A 19,685-nucleotide genomic window follows, 5' to 3' on the forward strand; every position below is an offset into this window, starting at 1 on the left:
CCCCTGTGATATGATTAGTCACTTCAATCCTCGCCGGGTGGAAATAATCCCGGATGTACTCATATTCCCGCCATCGGAGTATCATTTCTCCCTTGAGTACGGCCATGCCATTATACCGCCTTCCATGACCTTTACATTCTTATAGCCGTTTGCCTCGAGCACCAGCGCCGCCTCGTAGCCTCTCAGCGATATTTTACAATAAGTTATTATTTCCCGGTCTTTGTCTTCAGGAAGCTCACCAAGCCTCTTTCTCAATGCCCCGAGAGGAATAAGCGTCTCCCCTATGCCGAGCCTCATCTCTTCGTACTCGTCAGGTCCCCTCACATCGAGAATGAAGGGTTTCTCTCCGCTATCCAGTTTTGCCTTTACTTCGCGCGGGGTGAGTCCCTTGAGTCTGCCTTTGATTTTGTTCTGCATCAGATGAGCCGATGCAATACCATGATCGATTGCAAGCGAGAACGGCGGGGCATAGGGCAGATCGGCATTGACCATGTCATCGACCGTGAGTCCGCCCATTATGGCCATGGCCCATTGTGCAATCTGCCTGCTAACATTGCCAGGACCAACACATTGAGCGCCGAGGATCTTCCCTGTCTTTGAATCGGCCACCAGTTTTGTGATAAGGAGAGCTCCTTTCATGAAACCCGGCTTGTCAGGACTCGCGTTTATTACCGTGATTATATTTTCATAGCCTGCTTTTGATGCACCGGCTTCGCTCAAACCGGTCGATCCGGCAGCAAAATCGAACACCTTGCAGATGCCTGTCTGTATAGTACCCGGGAATTTTACCGTGTTGCCGAGAACGGCGTTCTCACCTGCAATCCTTCCCTCAAGATTTGCAAGATCACCATAAGGGGCAAGCACCTTTTTGCCTGTTATACGGTTTGTTGTCTCTATGCAGTCACCTGCCGCATATACATTCGGGTCTGATGTCTGCATGAACTCATTCACGGCAATACCCCCTGTTGTGCCGATTTCGATTCCTGCATCTTTTGCAAGTTTCGTATTAGGCGCAACCCCTATTGCCACAACTGCGAGTTCGCATGGAAGCTCTATGCCGTTTGCCAGTTTCACGCCTGTCAGAACGCCGTTCTCTCCCAGAAACTCCGCTATGCCGTTTCCTGTTATGACATTGGCCGATTTCGATCTGACATGGTTTTCAACGAGCTTTGCAAGGTCCCAGTCAAGAAAGGTGAGCAGCTGAGGCAGCATCTCTATTACAGTTATTTCGATGCCGGCGAGCTGAAGGGCCTCGCATGTCTCTATCCCTATCAGACCGCCGCCTATTACAACGGCCTTCTTAATAGACTTTTCATCTCTGATTTTCCTCAGAAAATCAGCGTCTTTCATGGACTGAAGAGTAGTTATCCCCTTCAGATTTGCACCGGGAACCGGCGGCATCTTAGGGATTGAACCCGTGGCGATTATCAGCTTGTCGTAATCGAGGCCGGATGTCTCTCCTGTGAGCAGGCTCCTGAGTTCCAGCTTCTTATTCCGCCTGTCGATTTTTGTTACCTCGGTATTTGTCCTGGCCTCTATCGCCTTTGCATTGAGATAAAACTTGGGGTCTCTTGTAATACCAGTCGGCGTGCACAACAGCATATTCCGGTCATCGAAATAACCGCCAACATAGTAAGGATACCCGCATGACGCCATGGAAAGGTCCGCATCTTTCTGGATGATTATCACTTCCGCATTTTCATCAATGCGCCTTGCCTTTGCGGCAGCCTTGGGGCCTGCTGCTGAACCTCCGATTACGACAATTCTCTTTTTCATAAAAATTCTCCCCTTACTTTTTAAATATGGTTTTCAACACCTTATCCTTATCCAGTTTCTTGGTGCAGAAGAACCAGTCATAGCAGGTCATATCCTTCTTGTTTTCCATTCTTTCCTTTGCAACCCCGCATGATCCGGCCGTAGGTACGATGACGTCGTCTCCTGGACGCCAGTCAGCAGGGGTGGCCACGGAAAAAGCGTCTGCGGTCTGAAGCGCCAGTACCACCCTGTAGAGCTCATCGAAATTACGTCCCAGACTCAGAGGGTAATATATGATCGTGCGGATTATACCCTTCGGATCGATTACAAAAACAGCCCTGACCGCCTTGGTGCTGCTTTCACCGGGTTGTATCATGCCGTATTTCTTTGCAACTTCCATGGTGATGTCTTCTATGAGAGGAAACTTTACCTCGACGTTCTTCATTCCCTTGTATTCAATCTTTTCCTTGATTGTCCTGAGCCATGCGATATGGCTGTAAAGTCCGTCAACGGACAGTCCGACCAGCTTGCAGTTTGCCTTGGCGAATTGCTCTTCCATCGAGGCGAATGTCATAAACTCAGATGTGCATACGGGTGTGAAATCGGCAGGATGACTGAAGAGAATTACCCAGCTTCCTGAATAATCAGCCGGAAAATTGATTTCTCCCTGAGTCGTTACTGCCTTGAACTCGGGCGCCTTTTCACCGATACGGGGAATAGATACCGCTGAATTTTCCATAATTACCCTCCTTTATAGGTTTATGCAGGGCACCATTACCCTGCACATTTGATAAACTTATTTCAAGGATGGCAAACAGTCATTGATGCCTGTCAAGAAAATGTGAATCTCGTCCCCGACATGCTGAGGACAAATCCAGGCAGTTCGCGCTCCATTGCCATCATGGCGGTTCTGCCTGTACAGTGGCACGGGATGATATATTCGGGTGCAATCTCTTTCAGTTCATTTATCGTGGGAGAGACAACTGCATCCATGTTCGCTCCCCCCAGATGGAAGCCGCCTATTACCGCATGAATCTTTTCGATCCCGGTTACTTTCTGCGCGTGTCTTATCGTGTTTATGATTCCTGCATGGGCACAGCCCGTGAGAATTACCAGGCCTTTGCCTTTCAGGGAAAAGACCAGTGAAGAATCATCGATGATCTCATCCTTGTGCTCGCCCGAATTGTCGGCATAAGTTGCAAGCGGCATGCCCTGCTCGAATGCGGCATGCCTGGGAATCTCGCCCAGGAACAGGGAGTATCCGCCGATCATCTCCACAGGTTTTTCCGATGTGATCACCTCAAGCCCGGCTCCGGAAAGGTTCTCCTTCTTCAATTCAGGAAATTTCAGTTTGAAGTCTTCCGTAAATTTCAGATAGCGGTTGTTGTCAAGGGCAAAGGGATGCAGAAAGATTTTAAGAGGTTTACCGATTTTTCTGATAACGTTTTCAATGCCGCCGGTATGGTCCATATGGCCGTGCGAGAGTGCGGTCTCCTCTATTTTAGAGGCATCTACCCCTAGGGCATCCATGTTATGAGTAACCCCGCTCGGAGAATAGCCGAAGTCCAAAAGGAGCGTGTGCTCATTTCCGTTATCAGTCGTTTTGACAAGAGCCGAAAATCCGTGTTCGGCGATTACGGAATTCTTTATGTAACCGTCCTTCACAGGGTTGGCCCTGGCGGCGATCGGGTTTGCCGGGGCCTCAACCAGATCTATATAGTTGTCCTGAAGAACAAGTATTTCTATCTTTTCCGATTCTTTTATCTGCATCTGCAATCTCCCTTTCATTTCATTTATTAAACGCCTCTACAACGGCATCAGGCACGCGAACCGCAACAACTTCACCCCGTGCGCACTCGACACCACCCGAAGTGAGAACAGTCGTTATTATCACCTTTTTTGGCTTTATCTCTTTCGCGCTGGACCTGAGTTCAAGGGGCATCCCCATAGGTGTCGGGCTCTTGAAATCGACATGAAGCGCGGCAGTCAGAAATCTGATTTCCGGTTTGCTGCCTATCTCCCTGCCCTCGGCGCGTGCGGCATAGGCTGCAGCGGAACCAGTACTGTGGCAGTCAATCAGCGATGCTATGAGCCCGCCGTACACCATTCCCGGTATCGCCATGTATTTTTCATCCGGGGTATAGGTGCAGACCGTTTCGTCTCCATCCCAGAAGCTTTTAATCTGCAAGCCCTCCCTGTTCAACCTTCCGCAGCCGTAACAATGGCTGAAACTGTCCGGATAACAATCCTGAAAAGCCAATCCATTCATACTTTTCCTCCAAAATTTTTATTATTCCTGATCTGGATTTGTTTTTGTCAATGATTAATCCTGTTCAGGTTGTTTCTCTTCTCAATTTAAGTATTGGCTCAATTGCTTTTTTGAATTCTCTGGCGGCAGCCGTACCTGAAAACTGGTAGACATAAGGCATACCGTCATCGCCTGACTCACCGATTCCAGCATCAATAGGTATTTTCCCCAGAAATGGAACACCCATCTGTTCAGCCATCCTCTTTCCGCCTCCGCTTTTAAAGATATCAGTGGTCTTGCCGCAGTGAGGACAGACAAAACCGCTCATATTTTCAATAACCCCCAGGACCGGGAGTTTAAGCTGACGGCAGAAGCTGATGGATCGCCTCACATCCGCCGTAGATACATCCTGCGGTGTTGTTACAACCACAGCTCCTGCGGCGTCACCTATGAGCTGTATCAGGGAAAGCGGCTCATCGCCGGTTCCCGGTGGAAGATCTACTATGAGAAAGTCCAGTTCGCCCCATTCAACCTCGCCCAGAAACTGCTTGATGGCGCTGTATTTCATGGGGCCCCTCCATATGACTGCATCTTCGGCGTTATCCAGGAAAAATCCTATGGACATGACCTTGAGTCCGCCAAGTTCAACCGGGGCTATTGCGTCTCCAGTGCTTTTCACCTGAGCACCTTCGAGTTTCAGCATTTTTGGAATACTCGGCCCGTGGATGTCGCAGTCAAGAAGGCCTACCTTCATGCCTTCAAGCATAAGGGCCGTGGCAAGATTTACAGCAACAGTGCTCTTGCCGACGCCGCCTTTTCCGGAAAGCACCAGTATCTTGTTTCTTATGCTGCACATCCTTTTGTTCAGCATCTGGCGCTGGGCAAAATCCTGGGGTGTCTCATCCGGCCTTTTGGTCTTTGCATCACATGTTGATTTCGAACAGGTTTCACAATCGCTTTTTTTTGATTCTCCCATTTTTTCCTCTTTTATTTTTTTTATTTTGTAATCATCTATTGCCGCATGCAGTGTTGTAGCGGCAAGCTTCGCGCAATGGACATGATCTTCAGGAAGCCCTCCAAGGGCCTCAAGGATGTCCTGTTGTTCAATTTTTGAAGCAGCTTCAATGGACTTTCCTTCTGCAAGGCTTGCCGCCATGGCACCGCTGGCAATCGAAGGCATGCATCCATCCGTTATGAAGGTGGCGCAACTTACGGCCCCATTATCGATTCTCAGCCAGAACTCCATCGTGTCCCCGCACGGGCCTGTAATACGGGAATGTGCATTTTCATCTTCCAGAGGGCCAAAATAGTTTTGAATCACAAGACCCTCCGGTATTACAAACCCATCATCCGGCATACTTCCTCCCAGATCCTCCTTATCTGTTGAGACGCATAGCCGTCTGAAAATTGAACGACCGGCATGGCTTTAAGCTGCGCCCTTGTAACATCCATATCATACGGAATATTTCCGATAAACCTAACATCTGAATCTTTGAAGGTATCTATCATCATATCCGTGTTCCTGGAATTTATATCCCATTTGTTGATGCAGAATGCGGCTGGAATCTTGAAATGCGCCGTGAGTTCGAGAACCCTTCTGAGATCTTGCAGGCCTGAAAAGGTCGGCTCTGTTACAGCCAGCACAAGGGAAGCGCATGATATTGACGCAATCACGGGGCATCCTGTGCCGGGAGGACCGTCAACAAGCATCAGATCAAGACCTTTTTCTTCTCCGATTTTTTTCGCTTCATTTTTTACCAGAGTTACCAGTCTGCCGGAATTCCCCGCACCGGGGTACAGCCTTGCATGTACCATCGGGCCGTATTTCGTCTCCGATACAAACCATTGCCCGCACCCGGCCTCTTCAAGAATTATCGCATCAGCAGGACATGCCAGTCTGCACAGACCGCAACCCTCGCATGAAAGAGCATCAATTAAATATCCTCTGCCGTCTCTCTTTTCCTTTACCGCATCGAATCTGCACAATCTGTAGCATTCTCCGCAGGCAGTGCATTTTTCTCCGTCAATTGTGGCTTTCCTGCCGTTTATAAAATCTTCAGACCTTATTTTCTGAGGCTTTAAAACCAGATGCAGGTCTGCTGCATCCACATCGCAATCGGCTGTCACGGCATTCCCCGCAAGAGAGGCGAACGACGCCAGAACACTAGTTTTGCCTGTCCCCCCCTTACCGCTTATGACAACAAGTTCTTTCATGCCCGATCAACTCCGGCATATTTGTAGAAAAATCCGTTTCCGGAAATTTCTGTCGATATCAAGCCCTCTTTTATTATCGCATCGGTTATTTTAACAATTTCATTCGGATCCAGTCCTGTTGAAAGACATAAATCAGCCAGTCTCATGGGCCTTCTCCTTATAAGGTTCAGGATTTCAGCTTCGAAGTGCAGGCTGTTATCCCTACGCTTAACAGGTTCAAGAAATGACCGACTGATTATCTCCGCATTGTCTCCGAACATGCCCAGGATATTTTCAAGACGTCTGCTGCATACCGGATGGATATTCATGCTTGCCGAAGGCCTGTCGCAGGTATTCAACTGTATCCTTCCGGGTTTTATCTTCTCGGTCTGAAGAATGATCTTCCTTATATTTTCATCGTCCGAATTGAATTCGTTAACCAGAAAGACTTCAAGCCAGGTGTATCCTCTGAACTCTCTGCAGAAATCCTTGAGCCCTTCTGTCATTTGACTGAATTCTATTCCCCTGTGAGGACGGTTCACTCTTATGAAAGCCGCTTCATCTCCGGCATCAAGCGACGGCAGAACATAATCCGCAGCCATCAAGGACTTTCTGACTTCCTTAAGGAACAGGAGTGAACCGTTGGTAAGCACGGCAACAGGAATGCCGGTAATCTTCCTTGTTCCTTTTATCAGTTCCCCGATTCCGGAATTGAGTGTGGGCTCGCCGGATCCTGTTATTGTAATAAAGTCAGGTTTCAGACCCGATGAAAGTTTTCTTTCAAGCTCTTTTACCATCCCGGCTATTGGAATATATTCTTTTCTTTCAACAGTCTTTATTGTTGTCGGTCCCAGCTGGCAGTAGATGCAGTCATATGTGCATGTCTTGAACGGCATTATATCAACACCAAGCGAGTAGCCGAGTCTTCTTGAAGGTACCGGACCGAATATGTGTTCATTATTTTGCATTTAATTTCTTTTCCATGACCCTATGAAGGATTTCCTCGAAACAGCCTCTGAACTCAGGCACAATTTCAGACGTCGGTAGTCCTCTGGAATAAGCCACAGCTGCCCTTCTGTTGTCGGGTATTTCCGAAAGAACATTTATATTGGCATTTGAACAGAATTCCTTCACGCTCAAGTCTCCTGTTCCCGCCTTGTTTATTACGACCCCGTACGGGATGTACATTTCATCAAGCATTTCAACGGCAAGCTTCAGGTCATTGAGACCGAAAGGAGTGGGTTCGGTTACAAGGATCACATAATCCGAGCCTGCCACGGCAGTCACGACAGGACATGATGTTCCTGGCGGGCAATCGACAATTGTCAACCCTTTACCCTCCTCTTTCCTGACGGCCTTTATCAGTGGGGGCGATATGGGTTCACCGATATTCAAAATGCCGTGTACAAAACCGATACCGAGGGAATTTCCTTTTTCAATGATTCCGATATTGCGCGGGCTTTCCTTCAACGCATACCGGGGACATATATAGGTGCAGGCGCCACAGCCATGGCAGAGCTCGCTGAATATCATGGGTTTCCCCGATATAATCGCTATTGCCCTGTATTCGCAAACATCACCGCATTCTCCGCAGCCGTCGCACAATGATTCTTCAAGTACAGGAACAGGAATATTCACTTCTTTGCTGCATATAATTTGGGGCTTCAAAAAAATATGACAGTTTGGCGCCTCGACATCGCAGTCAAGCACCGTGACTTCATCTGAAGCGGCAAGTGCGAGCCCGACGGCAATCGTTGTCTTTCCTGTCCCGCCCTTACCTGAAGCTACAGCGATCTTCATAATCCGTCCTATCTCCCGCAGGAATCCTTTCCGCATCGCTGTTTCGCGCCGCAACATGTCGTGCCCGTTGATTCGTATGAGCAGCTTGAGCCTTTGTTCATTATTATGCCTCCGGTCGTTGCCGGTGCCTTTACGGCCTCGCCTCTGCACATGCCGCATTCAACCGGCGATTTATCGCTCATAGGACGAAAGACTTCAAATTTGTTACCGCATGACTTGCAGATATAATCGTATGTCGGCATCTATCGACTCCTCTTATTTATTTCATTTTCCAAGCGCGCCTGCCGTACTTCTGCGCCGTTTCTTCGAAAAACGAATCCTGCAATCCGTTTGCACAGTGCTCTGCGAAATCAAACCTTGTGACATACGGTTTTATATCAGGCACCGGGATTCCATCCAGGAAATCGACACCCGAAAGATGTGGTTTATATGAGAACTCCTGAAATCTTCTACAGGCTTGAAGATAATTCCTTCTGTCTGCATATCGTTCATCCTCGGGCCTTTCTCAATGAAACTTGCAGATCCTTATTTTTAGCTGCAATCCATGTTCCTGCCGGGAGCCCGGTATCTCTTGCGATGACCTGGCATTTCACCTGCATCAGATGAAACACCTCACGGCTGCAGCCCTCGAGTGTCTCATAATTCGCCTGCCCTTTGGCAATTACGATGTCTGATTCGTCGAATATCCTTAAAAAATCAGGGCTGCAATCTTCAAGTACGGTTCCAGGCATGTCGGAACCTGTTTCTATTATCCCGGCTGATTTGTCGATACCTGCCGCGAGCGCATCTTCCATTGTTGCATCGTTTATTACAGGACCGCTCTTTACAGCATACCTGACAGCCTTTGCAGGCAGCCGTTTTATAAGCAGAGAATCAAAAACAGTCTCTCCTGCATTGTCTCCTATGAAAAGAATGGACTTTGCCGATAATGCCTTTGCCTTGAACTCCCGTAAGCATTTTGTATCCATGTCTTGCGACAGGGCGTTTTTTACCGTCCTTTCGATTTTTTCATCATCGATTCGAGTGAAAGCCCCGAAATCGAGAATGTTTCCTGCTATCGAGAACCTTACAGCCGCTTCAAATGGATCCACCGATTCAAGTATCACTTCTGAAACAGATTCAACCATGCCGAGCGCAGAGCCGGTGGCCTTCTTCTTTACCAATGCATAGGGATCTTTTATTCCTGTCAGCTCCCTTATCAGGCGATGGACTCTTCCCGACAGGTAAGGAGGCGGGACATCGAACTGCATTTCCGCAATCTCTTTCAACACATTTCTCATGACATTTTGCCTTATCGAATCATTGATGTCTGACATGCCAAGCGCATCACTTGTCTGCCTCAACAGACACGGGATGCATTCAATATATGTTTTCAAAATCCAATCACCAGTGGCCGTCAACATCTGCGCCGGAAGCTTCAGCTAGGAGCCCTTTTTTATAGAGTTCTATCGCTTCGCCTACATTTATTTCAGGCGCAGTAAAAATCTTTATTCCGGCGGCCGTTAATGCACTGAATGCCTTGGGTCCGCAATGCCCGGTTATCAGGATCTTCGCCCCGGACCTGGATACCGTCTGTGCAGCCTGTACACCTGCACCCTGGGCCGCATTCAGATTCCGGGCATTATCGATCGAAGATGATTCACCGGTATCGTCATCATAAATGACAAACATCCGTGCCCTTCCGAACCTCGGATCAAGTTTAGCAGTCAATCCATCACCCTGCGATGATATTGCTATTTTCATATCCGCTCCGAATATTTTTTAAGATTTTTCAAGTTCGTTGATGCGTTTCCTGAGTCTTTCGAGCTGCTTTTCAATAAATGTCTCCATGTTTTTCAGCATACTTATATCCGTTTCGTCTTCAATATAAGAAAAACCTGAATTTCTGCGCATCCATCCGGGAATCCCAGTAGCATGGAAACAGTTTCTCCTTCCTCGGCCGCCCCTTCCTGCCCCAAAACCTTTTTTAAAAGGCAATTCACTGTTGATAAACGGCTGATTCGTTGAGCAGTTACCCCATCCTCCGCCTGTCATAGGCCCCATTCCGTTTGGTCCGGTTCCGTCGCCTCTTGGCATTTTCCTGTCCTCCTTTGTGTAGTTATTGTCTGATGCATTTAATTCTCGTCTTCGTTATTTGTCTTTGTAAGCAGTCTTGTCTGCCGCTCCCTGAGCCATGAAACATCGCTTTTCGATATGAGCTTTCTTGCCGTTCTCCTTAACAACCCATCCGGATTCGAAAGGTCATTAAGCGTGAGACCTGCCGCGATGCTCAAAGCAGTGCCCAGTATTCCTCTCCCCAATGGCATTCCGGCCCTCGGGCAGCCCGGCATGCCGCCGCCTCTTAATCTTGTCCGCATCATCCTTCCTAATCCATACGGCATCTTCTCATCCTCCCGCCTGAACCTCTTGTTCTTTGCCTGTTCCGGTATCTGCACATGCAGCCCGGCATTACGAATTGTTCGTGAAGGTTTTCATTACCGAGCCAGGCTTCAATCACCTCCGAGCTGTCGCCTGAAACAAAACCGATAACTTTTATTCCAAGAGATTCAATCGCCTTTTCAAGGGATCTCGATATAGCCCCGCATATGAGAGCTGACAGAGACAGGTCCTTAAGCCACTGTGCCCTTTCATTCACCTGAACAAGCCTGATGTCTTCAGTTTTCTGATCTATGATGCGCCCGTTTTCCGCGCTGATGATCAAAACCGTCTGCGCCACATCGAATACCGGCGCTATCCTTCCGTTCCATACCGTGAATGCTGCTTTGATAATCATGATTTTAATATTTCATATTTCATGCCAGATGGTATTTCCTGATAAATTATCTATAAAGTATTATTAAATCAAATGGTTGGAGTAATATGAATAATCACTTAAATTAATCCATGGTCGCAATATTGCACCATGATATGAGATTGATGGTTGCAATTATGCGTCTGCAGCTTCTATCTTTCAGGAATTATGATATTCAGTTTTTTTATTTTTCTGAAAAGCGTACTCTTATGTATCCCGAGTTCTCTGGCGGTTTTCAGCCTGTTGTAAGAGGTCTTCTCAAGGACTTTCCTTATTGTTTCCGCCTCAAGAATGTTCCTTGTTGTCCTCATATCGGTAATGCATGAGGCTTTTTCCTGCTCCGGCATGAATTCCGACTGGATATGTTCTATGTCTATCTGACCTTTTGTGCAGGTAATGAAAGCCCTCTCTATGATATTTTCCAGTTCCCTGACGTTTCCCGGCCAGTCATGAGCCATGAGCAGGGATATGGCTTCGGAAGATATTCCTTCGATTCTTTTGTTCTGGATCAGATTGAACCTTTTAATGAATTCTTCTGCAAGCAGAGGTATGTCTTCCTTTCTGCGTCTGAGAGGCGGCAGTTCCAGCCTGACCACATTCACCCTGTAATACAGATCCTCCCGGAAGGCACCCTGTTTTGTCATCGCTGAGAGATCTTTATTTGTTGCGACAATGACCCTTGCATCTGTCTTTTCCGGCCTGGTTGAACCAAGTGGCTCAAATGTCCTGTCCTGAAGCACTCTCAAGAGCCTCACCTGAAGAGCAGGAGAAATGTCGCCGATTTCATCCAGGAAAATGGTTCCTGATTTTGCTATTGCGAATCTGCCCGGCTTGTCCTTTCTTGCTCCTGTAAACGCCCCGGCCTTGTATCCGAACAGCTCTGATTCAAGGAGACTGTCAGGAAGCGCCGCACAATTGACTGCAATGAAAGGATGATTCTTCCTGAAGCTCAGGGAATGTATCGTTCTTGCCACGAGCTCTTTTCCTGTACCTGTTTCTCCGAGAAGAAGTACCGTGCTGGGGCTCGATGCAATCGCCGGAAGAACATCGAATATTCTGTGCATCAGGGGCGAGTGGCTGATTATGTCACCTATCTTGAATCTGCCTTCGACCTCGCGCCTCAGATTTTCTATCTCGCTCAGGTCCCTGAATGTTTCAGCTCCTCCGATTACCTCGCCTTTTTCATTCTTGAACATCGCAGTTGAGACGCTTATCGGAACCTTGTCGCCTTTTGAATTTATTATGTATCCTGACTTTCCTATAACAGGTTTGCCCGATTTAAGGGTCTTTTTCAATGCGCATTCGGATTCACACATGCTTGACCGGAAGACGTCCGAGCAGCTTTTACCGATAGCGTCAGTTCGCGACACTCCGGTTATATTTTCAGCCGCCCGGTTGAACGAGGTTATTATCCAGTTCTCATTTACGGTAAAAACACCGTCTGATATGCTTTCCAGTATTGACTGGGTTGCTTCCTTCCTTCCTCCGGTCAATTCTGACGATGTTTTACCTTTAGCCTTCATGTAGATCCCTTGCTGCTTGAACCCTTAATCTTTAATGTTCGTGGCAGCCGTGTTCATGGAGTTCACAGGCAACTCCGGAATCCGTGAGGTTTCCTGTAAGCCAGGCCAGCATCACCTCCTTCACATCACCGGAACAGCCCCTCACCACATCAATGCCTACGCTGTTCAGCACGTTCACCGCACCCTGCCCCATATTGCCTGCAAGCATGAGCGTCACTCCCATCTGCTTAAGAGTACCGGCGATATTGGACCTGCAGCCGCAGCCTGCCGGGGAACTGACAATTTCCTGCGAAACGATCGCATTCTTCTCATCCACTGTAAAAACAGTGAAATACTCGCAATGGCCGAAGTGTTCATCTATACTGTTCTGTCTTGACGGTAATGCTACTTTCATTTCTCTCTCCTTAAGATTTTTTGATATTCCTTCTGCAATACGGACATCTTCCGCCACCGTTCATACCTTCACAGTGAACTGACGCCCTTTTGCAGTTTCCGCACGGACTCATGCCTTCCTTGATTATGAAAATATCACCCCCGGTTATTCTCAGGGCCTTGCTGTTCACAAGAAAATCGGCGATCTTCTGCTGAGCCGATTCGATTATCCTTCCGAAGGTCGGGCGGGATATGTTCATCATGGCCGCTGCCTGTTCATGATACATTCCTTCATAGTGTGCAAGTCTGACAGCCTCGAATTCATCCAGCGTAAGCTGAACCTCTTCCCGGGAAGAAGCCTTCACCCCTTCCGGCCTGAAACACGTAATCTCAGGCATCAAACCTATGTTTCTCGAGCACTTTGGTCTGGGCAAATTAATCTCCTCGCAAAATTTATTATAAGCATATGCTCATAACATTTCAAGAATTTATTGATGATAAAAACAAAAAAGAAGTCATTCAGGTGATCAGATGCAGTGTTTTATGATGAGTCGAATCTTGTTATTCTTCCTTCGTCTTTCTTGATGGACGCCTGAAATCCGGCAGCAAGGATTCATCAACAAAAATCCTGTAAGGCCGCTTTATATTCCATCTTTGTTCCCTTTGATCATATCTGCCTATTGTCCTGCCTGAAAAAATAATTTTCTGATATTTTGTATTGCCTCTTTCAAATACCGCCACATCGATTTGTTTCTTTTCAGGCAGAAGCCTTCTCATAATGCCCGAATGCGACAGGGCGTGATAAATATCATGGAGAATCCCTGATATAAAAAGTATTGCCGGCTTGCGCATCATCAAACAATACATTGCAGCAATACCAGCGGCTCCACCGTAAACTTTGCGAAACCGGCCATCTCTTATTGATGCGCAAACCCGGCCGATAATATCATCAGCTTCGATTGTATATGGATCGGGAGCTGCATTGTTATCACCTTTTGTCTGAATCCTGGAGCCGTTTATTCCAGTAATCCTGTGGACAATCACATTTTCATCTGCGCCTGTTTTGTAGCATACAACATCGCCTGTCCTTATAGTTGAGCCTTCGTAAGGAACAACGGTAATCATTTCAGGCTCGATAAATGTCGGATTCATGCTTACACCGCGATACACAAAATGGATATGGTTCTTATTTTTTCTTTTTTTGATAAAATCTCTTTCAGAAGGTCTTTCATTTTCCTTATGCGCATTTTTTCCATGCGCTCCCACAGACTGGAGTGCCTTTTCCATCTCCTTCCAGAATTCACCGGTAAGACTCAAGTGAAGTTTGAACGCGGGTACAGACTCCGCAAGGGAATTTGCCCTTTTGATGAAGTTCCTGGCGAGTTCCTGATTTTCCTTGACCGAGAAGATATTGGACCGGGTAACATGTTCGAGCGTGTCTATTATCATTGCCTTTGCATGTACTTTATCGATGGGTTCAACAAAGTCATCCCGAGACTGTTCCAGAAAAAATATCGCATCAAGAGGAATTGTTTCCTCCACCTTCCAGCTTCCGCCCGGTCCCTGCATATAAAACCTGCTCCAGGTAGGCCATGGATGGGCGCAGAAACCGCCATATCCGTCAGGCAGTATAATTGTCGCATCGTCAGAATATGAAATCCAGGGATTGGGCAGCCTCATGCTTGCAGTCGATTTACCGACAGTCCCGGGACCCGCCATGATTACTCCCGATCCGTTAAAAGAGCATAATGCCCCGTGAATCAGCATGCCGCCCTTTTCTGTTGCATCGATAACGACAGCCTTGGCTATTCTCTCGACCTGGATATTGAACATTTCCATATTGTCGGCCGTATTTAGTATGCAGAGGACAGGCTCATCGTCCTTTTCAGGTATAACCAGTTTTTTTTCGCCTTTTTTATGCTCCCTTGTGCATACGACGATCTTTCTGCCTGTTTCTTCACCCTGCTCAAGCTGCATGATTTCCGCAAACTTTTCCACAAATACTTCCGATTCATAATCCGCCGCGGCAATTGTGTATCTAATCGAATCTGTAAGCCTGAGTATGGGATTCATATCTTTCGAATTAATTGCATACTGAATTTCTTAACTTAGCGCCTTCTTTTTCCTCGACTGAGGGAACCGTCCTTCTTCATGGGCATCAAGGCACATCGCATGCGGCCAGATGAGTTTTCCGAAGTTTGAATAGTTCTGAACAAGGCAGCCTGTGCGGCATTTGCGCATGAATATGCAGTTACGGCACAGTTCCGGATAATTCGAGAAATCCATGAGATCCTTTCTGAGCCTTACAATCGCTGGATGATTGAGCCATATGTCCCTTATCGAATCTTCTCCGAGCCTGCCATAAACGAGTTCGGGCATTGTCCTGCCGATTCCGCACAGTGCAATCGCTCCCGAACCAAGGATTCCGAGTATATGATCCACCCCGCAATCACCTGCATTGGCGTTTGAAACAAGCTCTTTGACAGGCCTTAAAGAAAGCGGGATATTAATTATCACGGGTATGCGGCATATCTCTTTCAGAGGCCCCCTCACAAAATCCGACAGTTCCAGTATTTCCTTCAGCGTAAGCGTCTCGTTTCTCTTGTGCATGAGAGCTCCGCGGCCGTTATTGGTAACAGGATTGAGCTTGACCGAACCCGCGCCGAGAGACGCAGCCATCTGCACGAGATCTTTCACCTCTTTCACATTATCCCTGTGTGGTGACATGATTATCTGAACGTTCTTATAGCCCGCATCGACGAGATGCTTGAGGCCTTTGAGTGCTGCCTTGTACGCCCCTTTTACACCTCTGAATTTGTCATGAGAGCCCTCATGGATGCTATCAAGACTTATCGAGACAAAACCTATATTTGTCTCCTCCTTCAGGAACCAGGCCATATCCTCATCTATCAGGGTACCGTTGGTTTCCATGTTAAGACTTAAACCCTCTTCGGAAAGCATCAATGCAATTTCCTTGAACCCGGGATGTATCATCGGCTCACCGCCTGTGAGCTTGGCCTTGTTCAGGCCGAGAGGCCTGGCTTCTCTTACGGCCTGCTTTAAAAGATCAATATCCACCACTTCGTCAGGAGATGGCTTGCCTCCTGCAAATGTTGGAGTTATCCAGCAATGCCTGCACCTCAAGTTACAGGTGTCGGATATGTAAAGATAAAACGAACGCAAAGCGGGTATTCCTTCGGGCAGGTCCAGACCGGCCCGGTTGTTTGGAATATCCACTTCGCTGCAGTCACACAGATCACTCATTCTCAAACCTCTTGAAGATATTTCTTATAGCATACAAGCGGATCTATGGCGTTTAACACGCCGGTCTTGGACATCACGGTTCCGGGGCAGCCGCCCGTGCAGAAGCCCGCATATTCACAGCCACGGCATTCTTCGACTTCGGTTATGGGAATGCGCCGGCGCTCTCTTACAATATTTATATTCGGATGAGCCAGCCAGACGTCCCTGAGCGAAACTTCACCCATCCTTCCCATGACCAGTTCAGGCAGCATATTGCACGGAACATATGTGCCGTTGTGAAGGACTGCCATTTTATTGAACACGCCGCCGCAGGAGCAGAGCGTTCCCCTGCCCTTCATCGAAGTCTCGCCTCTTTTCAATCTTTCAGTTATTTCCGCCATCATTCTGGCTCTTGTCAGAGGACCGGCCTGTGAGGCTATCTTTCCTCCATATTTCTCGCTTATACCGATAAGTGCGGCCATTGCTCTTTTTCTCTCATCCACTGTCAGTATGATGTCCTGACCGTTACAGCGCGCGCTTCCCATATAGTCGGCCTCGTTCGTGCTGAATCCGGACAGACCGATGTCATCTATGAGCAGGGCAGCGATATTTTCGAGATCATCAACATTATGACGGTTTATTGTAACCCTTACAGTGACCGGAAAGCCGTTGCTCTTAAGAAGCCTGAGTGCAGTTATCGCCCTTTCGAAGCTTTCTGGAGGCCTGCTCTTATCATGGATCTCAGCTTTTGAGCCGTCAATCGATATCTGTATGGAATCAAGCCTCGGCCTTCGTTTGCCTTTTGAAAATTCGCTTATGGTCTTTTCATCAATGAGCGTGCCGTTGGAAAGAATCTTGTACCGCATCCTGTTCTCTATGACGCTGTCGATGATTTCGAACAGGTCTTTCCTGACAAACACCTCACCGCCGCTCAGGCAGACCTTCTGCACCCCTATACTGCCGGCCTCCCTGAAAAGAGCCAGCCAGTCAGCAGCAGGAAGGTCCTGAGCCTTTTCCATGCTCTCGGCATAAAAGCAATATCGGCATTTAAGGTTGCATTTTCCGGTAAGACATATGTCGAGTTCCCGGGGGGCGGATGATATCCCGGGATAGCCCTCATGGGATTTCATTAATGAAGTTTTCTCCCAGCATATTCATGAAATTTTCAGCATCGGCTTTAGCTTTTTCAAGTTCGACGCCGCTGAAGCTTTTTACAAGGAAGGCTGCTATTTCATCGAGCGTCCGGGGCTGTTCAATAAAGCCCCAGACAAGCACACCCGTCGCGTTTATTATAATACCTGAATCAACATCCGGATTGTAGAGTACCGCACCATCCTCTCCCTCGTCACGGAATGAGACGCCAGGGTTAGACTTAAACATCAATGTGCGGTTCCAGCCTCACAATTATTTGTTGCAGCTGGTCCATCATAACATCCGTCACCGGCACCTGTACCATTAGCGCTGCAATCCTGAAAATCACCCGAACCTGTCCCCTCACAATCCCCAATGGAATTACGAGTACCATCCAGCTTCATCACCCTAGGTGCTTCGTAAACCGGCTTTGAATTATCTGCGTTCTTTTTGTCTTTTGACATCATAATCTCCTTACTTTCATTCAATTGTTATGAATATTTTATATTTCGATACTCAAAAGTGAAAAAAGTCAACCTTCTTGGTCGAACATTCATATTATTCAATGGATTATTCTCCTAAGAGTTATCCCATGAGTATTTTTTACAGGCATCAGCATTTCACCCTGTATCCGAAAAAGCCGTTTTTCCTGAGGTTTTCGACAAGTTCGGCAACATCCTTATCGATATTCTCAGGCACGCCGGAAAAGGTCTCTTTTATCTGGCTGATTATCTGTCCCACGTTTTTCCTGCCATCCGCCGCTTTCCATATGAATTTCCCGGTATTGTTGACGGCAAGCGAATTGCCGGTGTCCATATTGACCAGCACGGCCCAGCCGTCATTTTCATCCTGATAGATAACATCAGGGTTCGGATAAGGGATATATTCATAGTCAGGCATTTTATTAATCTATAAGATTATGTGCTGTCTGTAAAACAAAAAAGTCCGTTCGTCACGGATTCGTTTTATTCATGATTCGCCGCGCATATAAGTGATAAAGGAGCTTATGACAAACCATATGAAGGCTGCCAGAATTATGGTGGCCCCGGTTGCGGTATATGCCCATTCCTGCGCGGAAATTACAAGTCCTGCAGCCGCAGATGTCACACTTATAAGTATCGACCACCAGAACATGGCCCCGGCGGTACGAGACAGATTTCTTGCCGCCGCAGCAGGCACAATGAGAAGGGCCGTTACGAGCAGCACCCCCACTGCCCTTACCGAAAAGATGACAACAACCGAAAGCAGCGCCGCATACATGTACTGATAAAGGGCAACTTTTATCCGGTGCGCCCTGGCAAGTGAATGATTGAGACCGATATAAAACATGCGGTTATATCCCAGACCGATAAATACAAGAATTACAAGTGCAAGTACAGCAAGCATGACTATGTCGGCCGTGCTTATTGTAAGTATATCGCCGTACAGAAACAGCTGCATGTCGCGTGCAATGCTTCGATCCCGGCTGACTATTGCGATTCCGAAGGCGACAACAGCCGAGAAAATAACGCCGACAACGGTATCCATGGAAAGGGAACTCTTCCGCTGAAGCGCCGTTATTGCAATGCCAACAAGAACGGCGAAACCAACCATTGTAAGATAAGGATTGAGCGAGGCTATAAGTCCGATTGCAACACCTGCAAACGCCGAATGGCTGATTGCATCGGTAAAGAACGCCATCCTGAAATTTACGACCTGTATGCCCATGACTGCAGCCACGGGAGCCAGAAGCAAAAGCCCTATGAATGCCTGCTGCATGAATCTCGCCTCCATGCATTCGAAGGGCAGAATGACGGGGACAATGCCGTATATGGCAGACAGGTCAGGCATCAGGAACCTCTCTGCCATTTTTTTCATCGCATTCGATACAGCCTTCCTTGACGGGTTTGAAGGTCAACGCACCCGTATGCGGGCCGAATATTTCAAGAAGAATGTCCTTATTGAAAATGTCTCTTGGCGGACCTTCCGCAACAACCTTTCTATTGAGGCATATTACATGGCTTGCATGATAGGCTACCATTCCGAGGTCATGGCTTACCATGAGCTGGGTAAAACCCTTTTTCATCCTGAGGTGCTCGAGAAGATGACAGAAAACCTGACCTCCCTGCACATCTACGCCTGCATCCGGTTCATCAAGAATAAGTATCTCGGGTTCCCTCTGGATAGCCAGGGCAAGAAGAACCCTCTGCATCTCACCGCCCGAAAGCGCCCCCAGCCTTCTTTTCAAAAGATGCTCCGCCTTGACGTAATAAAGCAGTTCGGCAGCGGATTCTCTCATCCTGCGATTTATTCCAAGCCAGAAAGGTTTTTTCTGGACGCCCATCGACAGGAATTCGACGACAGTCAAAGGGATACCCCTGTCAAAGCTGAACCTCTGCGGGACATATCCTATCCTGATCTCTTCAGGATGGTTGTCTGAGTTGAAGCGGATATTTCCTGAATATTTTATCTCACCAAGGAGCGCCAGAAGGAGCGTCGTCTTACCTGCCCCGTTCGGACCGATAATGGCCGTACACTCTCCTTTCGGGACATGGGCATTGATGTCGTCGAGAATGGAAACCTCTCCCATTCTTACGCTCAAGGCGCTTAATTCAATGGCTGACCTGCCCTGTGGATATCCCTTTTCCAT

At 47.7% G+C, this 19,685-nt stretch carries 26 protein-coding genes; all 26 read right to left on the reverse strand.

Annotated features, from left to right (window positions below):
- Positions 1–81 precede the first annotated feature (81 nt).
- The gene (locus VIS94_01300; protein HEY9159708.1) at positions 82–1,776 is read right to left on the reverse strand and encodes an FAD-dependent oxidoreductase; all 1,695 of its coding nucleotides are present in this window, start codon (positions 1,774–1,776) and stop codon (positions 82–84) included.
- A gap of 13 nt (positions 1,777–1,789) precedes the next feature.
- Positions 1,790–2,494, reverse strand: a complete 705-nt coding sequence (locus VIS94_01305; protein HEY9159709.1) for a peroxiredoxin — start codon at positions 2,492–2,494, stop codon at positions 1,790–1,792.
- A 92-nt stretch (positions 2,495–2,586) separates the two neighbouring features.
- On the reverse strand, positions 2,587–3,525 hold the full coding sequence (locus VIS94_01310) for an MBL fold metallo-hydrolase (GenBank protein ID HEY9159710.1): 939 nt from the start codon (positions 3,523–3,525) through the stop codon (positions 2,587–2,589).
- 19 nt (positions 3,526–3,544) lie between these two features.
- Complete coding sequence (locus VIS94_01315) at positions 3,545–4,024, reverse strand: PaaI family thioesterase (protein HEY9159711.1); 480 nt, start codon at positions 4,022–4,024, stop codon at positions 3,545–3,547.
- Positions 4,025–4,088: 64 nt separating this feature from the next.
- The gene (locus VIS94_01320) at positions 4,089–5,360 is read right to left on the reverse strand and encodes a P-loop NTPase (protein HEY9159712.1); all 1,272 of its coding nucleotides are present in this window, start codon (positions 5,358–5,360) and stop codon (positions 4,089–4,091) included.
- Positions 5,339–6,217 (reverse strand): ATP-binding protein, encoded by an 879-nt coding sequence (locus VIS94_01325; GenBank protein ID HEY9159713.1) that lies wholly within the window; start codon positions 6,215–6,217, stop codon positions 5,339–5,341. The genes VIS94_01320 and VIS94_01325 overlap by 22 nt, the downstream gene beginning before the upstream one ends.
- Complete coding sequence (locus VIS94_01330) at positions 6,214–7,164, reverse strand: radical SAM protein (GenBank protein ID HEY9159714.1); 951 nt, start codon at positions 7,162–7,164, stop codon at positions 6,214–6,216. The genes VIS94_01325 and VIS94_01330 overlap by 4 nt, the downstream gene beginning before the upstream one ends.
- A complete protein-coding gene (locus tag VIS94_01335; protein HEY9159715.1) occupies positions 7,154–7,996 on the reverse strand; it encodes an ATP-binding protein in 843 nt (280 codons plus the stop codon). The genes VIS94_01330 and VIS94_01335 overlap by 11 nt, the downstream gene beginning before the upstream one ends.
- Positions 7,997–8,004: 8 nt before the next feature.
- The gene (locus tag VIS94_01340) at positions 8,005–8,238 is read right to left on the reverse strand and encodes a zinc ribbon domain-containing protein (protein ID HEY9159716.1); all 234 of its coding nucleotides are present in this window, start codon (positions 8,236–8,238) and stop codon (positions 8,005–8,007) included.
- Between the two features lie 17 nt (positions 8,239–8,255).
- On the reverse strand, positions 8,256–8,381 hold the full coding sequence (locus tag VIS94_01345) for a hypothetical protein (GenBank protein ID HEY9159717.1): 126 nt from the start codon (positions 8,379–8,381) through the stop codon (positions 8,256–8,258).
- 103 nt (positions 8,382–8,484) lie between these two features.
- Entirely contained in the window at positions 8,485–9,372 is an 888-nt protein-coding gene (locus tag VIS94_01350) for an ARMT1-like domain-containing protein (GenBank protein ID HEY9159718.1), read from the reverse strand.
- A 7-nt stretch (positions 9,373–9,379) separates the two neighbouring features.
- Positions 9,380–9,739: a NifB/NifX family molybdenum-iron cluster-binding protein gene (locus VIS94_01355; GenBank protein HEY9159719.1), complete on the reverse strand. Its 360-nt coding sequence runs from the start codon at positions 9,737–9,739 to the stop codon at positions 9,380–9,382.
- A gap of 18 nt (positions 9,740–9,757) precedes the next feature.
- The gene (locus VIS94_01360; GenBank protein ID HEY9159720.1) at positions 9,758–10,072 is read right to left on the reverse strand and encodes a DUF5320 domain-containing protein; all 315 of its coding nucleotides are present in this window, start codon (positions 10,070–10,072) and stop codon (positions 9,758–9,760) included.
- A gap of 38 nt (positions 10,073–10,110) precedes the next feature.
- A complete protein-coding gene (locus tag VIS94_01365; protein HEY9159721.1) occupies positions 10,111–10,377 on the reverse strand; it encodes a hypothetical protein in 267 nt (88 codons plus the stop codon).
- Positions 10,362–10,769, reverse strand: a complete 408-nt coding sequence (locus VIS94_01370; protein HEY9159722.1) for a NifB/NifX family molybdenum-iron cluster-binding protein — start codon at positions 10,767–10,769, stop codon at positions 10,362–10,364. The genes VIS94_01365 and VIS94_01370 overlap by 16 nt, the downstream gene beginning before the upstream one ends.
- A 170-nt stretch (positions 10,770–10,939) precedes the next feature.
- Positions 10,940–12,310, reverse strand: coding sequence for a sigma 54-interacting transcriptional regulator (locus VIS94_01375; protein ID HEY9159723.1), 1,371 nt, complete (start codon positions 12,308–12,310; stop codon positions 10,940–10,942).
- Positions 12,311–12,341: 31 nt separating this feature from the next.
- On the reverse strand, positions 12,342–12,704 hold the full coding sequence (locus VIS94_01380) for a NifB/NifX family molybdenum-iron cluster-binding protein (GenBank protein HEY9159724.1): 363 nt from the start codon (positions 12,702–12,704) through the stop codon (positions 12,342–12,344).
- 10 nt (positions 12,705–12,714) lie between these two features.
- On the reverse strand, positions 12,715–13,116 hold the full coding sequence (locus VIS94_01385) for a DUF134 domain-containing protein (GenBank protein HEY9159725.1): 402 nt from the start codon (positions 13,114–13,116) through the stop codon (positions 12,715–12,717).
- Positions 13,117–13,243: 127 nt separating this feature from the next.
- Positions 13,244–14,680, reverse strand: a complete 1,437-nt coding sequence (gene scmC, locus VIS94_01390) for a SynChlorMet cassette protein ScmC (GenBank protein HEY9159726.1) — start codon at positions 14,678–14,680, stop codon at positions 13,244–13,246.
- A gap of 105 nt (positions 14,681–14,785) precedes the next feature.
- On the reverse strand, positions 14,786–15,946 hold the full coding sequence (locus VIS94_01395) for a radical SAM protein (protein HEY9159727.1): 1,161 nt from the start codon (positions 15,944–15,946) through the stop codon (positions 14,786–14,788).
- 2 nt (positions 15,947–15,948) lie between these two features.
- Positions 15,949–17,055 (reverse strand): radical SAM protein, encoded by a 1,107-nt coding sequence (locus tag VIS94_01400; GenBank protein HEY9159728.1) that lies wholly within the window; start codon positions 17,053–17,055, stop codon positions 15,949–15,951.
- Positions 17,042–17,305, reverse strand: a complete 264-nt coding sequence (locus tag VIS94_01405; protein ID HEY9159729.1) for a PqqD family protein — start codon at positions 17,303–17,305, stop codon at positions 17,042–17,044. The genes VIS94_01400 and VIS94_01405 overlap by 14 nt, the downstream gene beginning before the upstream one ends.
- The gene (locus VIS94_01410; GenBank protein HEY9159730.1) at positions 17,305–17,520 is read right to left on the reverse strand and encodes a hypothetical protein; all 216 of its coding nucleotides are present in this window, start codon (positions 17,518–17,520) and stop codon (positions 17,305–17,307) included. The genes VIS94_01405 and VIS94_01410 overlap by 1 nt, the downstream gene beginning before the upstream one ends.
- Before the next feature lie 148 nt (positions 17,521–17,668).
- Entirely contained in the window at positions 17,669–17,956 is a 288-nt protein-coding gene (locus tag VIS94_01415; GenBank protein ID HEY9159731.1) for a PqqD family peptide modification chaperone, read from the reverse strand.
- 69 nt (positions 17,957–18,025) lie between these two features.
- Entirely contained in the window at positions 18,026–18,886 is an 861-nt protein-coding gene (locus VIS94_01420; GenBank protein ID HEY9159732.1) for a metal ABC transporter permease, read from the reverse strand.
- Positions 18,879–19,685: a metal ABC transporter ATP-binding protein gene (locus VIS94_01425; protein HEY9159733.1), complete on the reverse strand. Its 807-nt coding sequence runs from the start codon at positions 19,683–19,685 to the stop codon at positions 18,879–18,881. Before VIS94_01425 ends, VIS94_01420 begins: the two co-directional genes overlap by 8 nt.

It is taken from the genome of Desulfomonilia bacterium (genome assembly GCA_036567785.1).
In the GTDB taxonomy this organism is placed as follows: domain Bacteria; phylum Desulfobacterota; class Desulfomonilia; order UBA1062; family UBA1062; genus DATCTV01.

Coding starts and splice junctions, on each gene's coding strand:
- VIS94_01415 (HEY9159731.1), bottom strand. CDS start 17,956: ATGCCTGACTATGAATATATCCCTTATCCGAACCCTGATGTTATCTAT.
- VIS94_01420 (HEY9159732.1), bottom strand. CDS start 18,886: ATGCCTGACCTGTCTGCCATATACGGCATTGTCCCCGTCATTCTGCCC.
- VIS94_01355 (HEY9159719.1), bottom strand. CDS start 9,739: ATGAAAATAGCAATATCATCGCAGGGTGATGGATTGACTGCTAAACTT.
- VIS94_01410 (HEY9159730.1), bottom strand. CDS start 17,520: ATGTCAAAAGACAAAAAGAACGCAGATAATTCAAAGCCGGTTTACGAA.
- VIS94_01425 (HEY9159733.1), bottom strand. CDS start 19,685: ATGGAAAAGGGATATCCACAGGGCAGGTCAGCCATTGAATTAAGCGCC.
- VIS94_01335 (HEY9159715.1), bottom strand. CDS start 7,996: ATGAAGATCGCTGTAGCTTCAGGTAAGGGCGGGACAGGAAAGACAACG.
- VIS94_01340 (HEY9159716.1), bottom strand. CDS start 8,238: ATGCCGACATACGATTATATCTGCAAGTCATGCGGTAACAAATTTGAA.
- VIS94_01305 (HEY9159709.1), bottom strand. CDS start 2,494: ATGGAAAATTCAGCGGTATCTATTCCCCGTATCGGTGAAAAGGCGCCC.
- VIS94_01325 (HEY9159713.1), bottom strand. CDS start 6,217: ATGAAAGAACTTGTTGTCATAAGCGGTAAGGGGGGGACAGGCAAAACT.
- VIS94_01320 (HEY9159712.1), bottom strand. CDS start 5,360: ATGCCGGATGATGGGTTTGTAATACCGGAGGGTCTTGTGATTCAAAAC.
- VIS94_01395 (HEY9159727.1), bottom strand. CDS start 15,946: ATGAGTGATCTGTGTGACTGCAGCGAAGTGGATATTCCAAACAACCGG.
- VIS94_01400 (HEY9159728.1), bottom strand. CDS start 17,055: ATGAAATCCCATGAGGGCTATCCCGGGATATCATCCGCCCCCCGGGAA.
- VIS94_01380 (HEY9159724.1), bottom strand. CDS start 12,704: ATGAAAGTAGCATTACCGTCAAGACAGAACAGTATAGATGAACACTTC.
- VIS94_01375 (HEY9159723.1), bottom strand. CDS start 12,310: ATGAAGGCTAAAGGTAAAACATCGTCAGAATTGACCGGAGGAAGGAAG.
- VIS94_01370 (HEY9159722.1), bottom strand. CDS start 10,769: ATGATTATCAAAGCAGCATTCACGGTATGGAACGGAAGGATAGCGCCG.
- VIS94_01330 (HEY9159714.1), bottom strand. CDS start 7,164: ATGCAAAATAATGAACACATATTCGGTCCGGTACCTTCAAGAAGACTC.
- VIS94_01365 (HEY9159721.1), bottom strand. CDS start 10,377: ATGCCGTATGGATTAGGAAGGATGATGCGGACAAGATTAAGAGGCGGC.
- VIS94_01360 (HEY9159720.1), bottom strand. CDS start 10,072: ATGCCAAGAGGCGACGGAACCGGACCAAACGGAATGGGGCCTATGACA.
- VIS94_01300 (HEY9159708.1), bottom strand. CDS start 1,776: ATGAAAAAGAGAATTGTCGTAATCGGAGGTTCAGCAGCAGGCCCCAAG.
- VIS94_01315 (HEY9159711.1), bottom strand. CDS start 4,024: ATGAATGGATTGGCTTTTCAGGATTGTTATCCGGACAGTTTCAGCCAT.
- VIS94_01310 (HEY9159710.1), bottom strand. CDS start 3,525: ATGCAGATAAAAGAATCGGAAAAGATAGAAATACTTGTTCTTCAGGAC.
- VIS94_01405 (HEY9159729.1), bottom strand. CDS start 17,305: ATGTTTAAGTCTAACCCTGGCGTCTCATTCCGTGACGAGGGAGAGGAT.